This is a genomic window from Rhizobacter sp. P2_H2 (genome assembly GCF_056403375.1).
The window spans coordinates 1-3,829 of sequence record NZ_JBFUFP010000508.1 but is presented as its reverse complement, the minus strand read 5'-3'; the positions used below and the strand labels follow the sequence as shown (position 1 = coordinate 3,829).

Sequence of the window (3,829 nt, the reverse complement as noted above, 5' to 3'; positions counted from 1 at the left end):
GTGATGACCTCGTCGAAGATCAGCAGGATGCCGTGCTTGTCGCAGATGGCGCGCAGGCGTTCGAGGTAGCCCTGCGGCGGCACCAGCACGCCGGTGGAGCCGGCGACCGGCTCGACGATGACCGCGGCGATCGTCGATGCATCGTGCAGCGCGACCAGGCGCTCCAGGTCGTCGGCCAGCTCGGCACCGTGCAGCGGCTGGCCCTGCGTGAACGCGTTGCGCGGATCGTGCGTGTGGCGGATGTGGTCGACGCCCGGCAGCAGGCTGCCGAACATCTTGCGGTTGGCGACCAGCCCGCCGACCGAGATGCCGCCGAAATTGACGCCGTGGTAGCCGCGCTCGCGGCCGATCAGCCGGGTGCGCTGGCCTTCGCCGCGGGCGCGGTGGTAGCCGATCGCCATCTTCAGCGCGGTCTCGACCGATTCGGAACCGGAGTTGGTGAAGAAGACCTTGCTGAGGCCTTTCGGCGCCAGCTGCACGAGACGCTGCGCGAGCTCGAACGCCTTCGGGTGGCCCATCTGGAAGGGCGGCGCGAAATCCATCTCGGCGGCCTGCGCCTGGATCGCCTGGACGATCTTCGGGCGGGCATGGCCGGCGTTCACGCACCACAGGCCGGCGGCGCCGTCGAGCACCTGGCGGCCCTCGGGCGTCCAGTAGTGCATGCCTTCGGCCCTGGACAGCAGGCGCGGCGCCTGCTTGAACTGCCGGTTGGCGGTGAAGGGCATCCAGTGGGCGTCGAGGGTGTTGTCCATGACAGGTAGCGCTGTGATTTCCGTCACGCAGTCTAGCCGGGCTGCCGCGAAATTTGCTTGCGCAAAGCAGCTCGATTCCAGTGTGTGCCGCAATATCATGCGGAGAATCAATCAAGGATTCGCAGGATATGGCAAGCAGCAAGCCCAAGGTGCAACTCGATGCGATTGATCGCCACATCCTGCAGGTGTTGCAGGTCGAGGGCAAGCTGGCCAATGTCGAGCTGGCCGAACGGGTTCACCTGTCACCGTCGGCCTGCCTGCGGCGCGTCAAGGCGCTGGAAGACAACGGCGTGATCGCGCAGTACGTCGCGCTGATCGATTCGAAGGCGGTCGGGCAGCCGGGCACCAGCTTCACGATCGTCAACCTCGAGAAGCTGACACAGGCCGCGATGGCCGAGTTCGAGCAGGCGGTGCGCGACGTGCCAGAGATCCTCGACTGCTTCTACGTCGCCGGCACCAACGACTACCTGCTGCGTTTTACCTACTGCGATGCGGGCGACCTGGAGCGCTTCCACACCGAGGTGCTGGAGCGGCTGCCGGGGGTGGTGCGCTCGAACTCGATGCTGGTGCTGCGGACGGTCAAGAAGACGACGGCGCTGGCGGTTTGACGAACACTCAAGCCCGTTCAGGCTGAGGTATCGAAGCCCTGCTGAGGCGTCCGCACAGATACGTCCACACGAAACTGGCGGCCGCATAGCTCGTCAGCTCGGCGTGGTCGTACGGCGGCGAGACCTCCACGCAATCCATCCCGACGAAGGGGAGGTCGGCCAGTTCCTCCAGCACCGTCAGCACCTGCGTCGTCGTCAGGCCGCCCGGCTCGGGCGTACCGGTGCCGGGCGCGAAGGCCGGGTCGAGGCAGTCGATGTCCAGGCTCAGGTAGACGGGAGGGTTGTCGTGGCGCGAGAGCCGGCTGCGGATCGCTGACAGCACCGGCTGCATCTGCACCGCGCCGTCGAGACCGCGCAGCTCGCGTGCGGTGAAGATCTGCCCGCCCTGGTCGCGCACGTACTCGCGCGCCTCGCGCTGGCCGGCCGAGCGGATGCCCAGCTGCGTGAAGCATTCCTTGATCACCAGGCCTTCGTTGATCGCCTCGTAGACCCAGGTGCCGTGGCCGCTCGGCTCGCCGAAGTGATCCTCCCAGGTGTCGCAGTGCGCATCGAAATGGATCACCGCCAGCGGCTTGCCCAGCCACTCGACATAGCTGCGCAGCAAGGGCAGCGTGATCGAGTGGTCGCCGCCCAGCCAGGCCATGTGGTGCGCGCGGATCAGCGGCGCCACCTGCGGGCCCATCGCCGCGCGCATGCGCTCGAGGCTGGTGTTCGGCAGCAGCAGGTCGCCGGCATCGCCGAGCTGCCCGTCGGGCGTGGTGTCGAAGAACGGGTGGATGCCGTCGCACAGCATGTGGCTCGCCTCGCGGATCGCGCGCGGGCCGAAGCGGGCGCCAGGGCGGTTCGTCACCGAGCCGTCCCAGGCGATGCCGGCCACCGCGTAAGGCGTGTCGGCCGAAGCCGCGGGCGCCTTCAGGAAGGCGTTGTTCGACAGGAAGGCGAAGCTGCTCATCCTGCGATTCTGCGGTTTTATTTCTGCGGCTTCCTGTCCCGGCGCAGTGCCTCGATCTGCGCCAGCCTGCTGCGGCAGTCGCCCGCCACCGTCGGGCACAGATCCTGGTCGCTCAGCTTGAAGCGCTTGCGCAGCGGGTCCACGCGCGCCAGGTAGGCCTGCGCGCAGACATCCGAGTGCAAGGTGGCGATGCGCGCGGCCGACACGCAACCCACCAGCCCCAGGTAGGCCGTGCCGAGCTGCTCCACCGGCTTGCCCGCAGCGCTCTGCAGCCTGGCATCGACACACGCCGAGAACTCGTCGGTGTCGTGGTGCATCTCGTGCAGGCAGGCCTGGGAGGTCTGCTGCACGGCCTCGTTCAGCGCACGCTGTTGCGCCGCGTCGAGCGCCCAGGCCGGCAGCGCCTGCAGGCTGCACAGCAACCCGACGACCGTTCCGGCCGCCGCCCTGGCGAGGTTCCAGCGACGCCGCATCAGTTGAGGCGCGTGATGCGCGGCGTCGTGGGGGCGACCGGCGATTTCTCGCGGAAGTAGGCAATCATCGCGTCGAGGTCGATCACCTTGGAGTCCACCTTGTTGGTCCCCAGGGTGGCCAGCACGTTGAAGTTGTCGCCACCACTGCCCAGGCCCAGGAAGTTGTTGGTGCTGACCGTGTAGGTCTTGGCCAGGTCCAGCGCCACGCCGTTGACCTTGACCGACGACACCACCACCCGGTGGCCGGTGCCCGCGGCCGCGCAGTCGGTCGGGCTGGCGCCGGTGGTCCAGGCGTTCACGCTGTTGTCGTAGCTGTACGTCAGGCCGCTGGAGACCTGCAGCAGGCGCCCGTACTGCAGCGTGGCGGGGTTGAACTTGGCGGTGCAGTTCGGCGCTTCCCACTGCTGCTCGAGCAGGCGGATCACCTGCGCGCCGGTCACGCTGACCTTCACCACCGTGTTGGCAAACGGTGCGACGGTGTTCACCTGGGCGTAGGTCACGGGGCAGGGCGCGCTCACGCCGGCGCCGCAGGTCAGGTCGGCGMGCACGCCGCCCGGGTTGACCACCGCGAAGTCGGCGCCGTTGGGCGTGCCGTACAGGTAGGCATCGGCCATCACCGAACCCATCACCCCCTCGGCGGACTCGTCGCGGTTGGTGGTGCCGGTGAACAGCGCCCGCATCAGGTTGCCGCCGATCGTGCCGACCTGCTTCTGCGCCAGCGTGTTGGAGACGGCGACGTATTTGTCCACCAGCGCGGCGATGTCCGCATCCTTGGCGAAGGTGGCAAAGGCGGCAGGCACCGTCACGCTGGCATTGTTGTCGGCCTGGATGATGGGCACCGTGGCGGCGTCGATCGAGGTCACGCCGGTCTTGAGCTTGATGCCCAGGTTGATGTCGGTGACCGCGCCGCCGTAGAAGCCGGTCTGCGTGACCACATAGCTTTTGCCGCTGGCCTTGCCGGTGTAGTTGCAGACGTACTCCTGGTGGCTGTGGCCGCTGACGACCACGTCGATGTCGCTGCTGAGCTTGTCCAGGATGCCGCCC

5 protein-coding genes are annotated in these 3,829 nt (G+C 67.8%); 1 reads left to right on the top strand and 4 read right to left on the bottom strand.

The annotated features are described in order from the left end of the window. A partial coding sequence (locus tag AC1D15_RS21310) for an aminotransferase class III-fold pyridoxal phosphate-dependent enzyme (protein ID WP_477827540.1) occupies positions 1-752 on the bottom strand: 752 nt, incomplete at its 3' end. A 128-nt stretch (positions 753-880) separates the two neighbouring features. Between AC1D15_RS21310 and AC1D15_RS21305 the strand changes: the two genes are divergently transcribed. After that, positions 881-1,360: an Lrp/AsnC family transcriptional regulator gene (locus tag AC1D15_RS21305; RefSeq protein WP_047512606.1), complete on the top strand. Its 480-nt coding sequence runs from the start codon at positions 881-883 to the stop codon at positions 1,358-1,360. A gap of 7 nt (positions 1,361-1,367) precedes the next feature. Here AC1D15_RS21305 and speB read toward each other — a convergent pair whose 3' ends face one another. From speB to AC1D15_RS21290, 3 genes are all read right to left on the bottom strand, one after another. Continuing rightward, positions 1,368-2,312: an agmatinase gene (gene speB / locus AC1D15_RS21300; protein WP_477827539.1), complete on the bottom strand. Its 945-nt coding sequence runs from the start codon at positions 2,310-2,312 to the stop codon at positions 1,368-1,370. 17 nt (positions 2,313-2,329) lie between these two features. Then, the gene (locus AC1D15_RS21295) at positions 2,330-2,785 is read right to left on the bottom strand and encodes a hypothetical protein (protein ID WP_465113586.1); all 456 of its coding nucleotides are present in this window, start codon (positions 2,783-2,785) and stop codon (positions 2,330-2,332) included. After that, the coding region (locus AC1D15_RS21290; protein ID WP_477827538.1) for a bifunctional metallophosphatase/5'-nucleotidase at positions 2,785-3,829 on the bottom strand (1,045 nt) is incomplete at its 5' end. The genes AC1D15_RS21295 and AC1D15_RS21290, both read right to left, overlap by 1 nt.

Excerpts from the sequence above, each read along its gene's own strand:
- AC1D15_RS21305 (WP_047512606.1), top strand. The coding sequence starts at position 881 with ATGGCAAGCAGCAAGCCCAAGGTGCAACTCGATGCGATTGATCGCCAC.
- speB (WP_477827539.1), bottom strand. The coding sequence starts at position 2,312 with ATGAGCAGCTTCGCCTTCCTGTCGAACAACGCCTTCCTGAAGGCGCCC.
- AC1D15_RS21295 (WP_465113586.1), bottom strand. The coding sequence starts at position 2,785 with ATGCGGCGTCGCTGGAACCTCGCCAGGGCGGCGGCCGGAACGGTCGTC.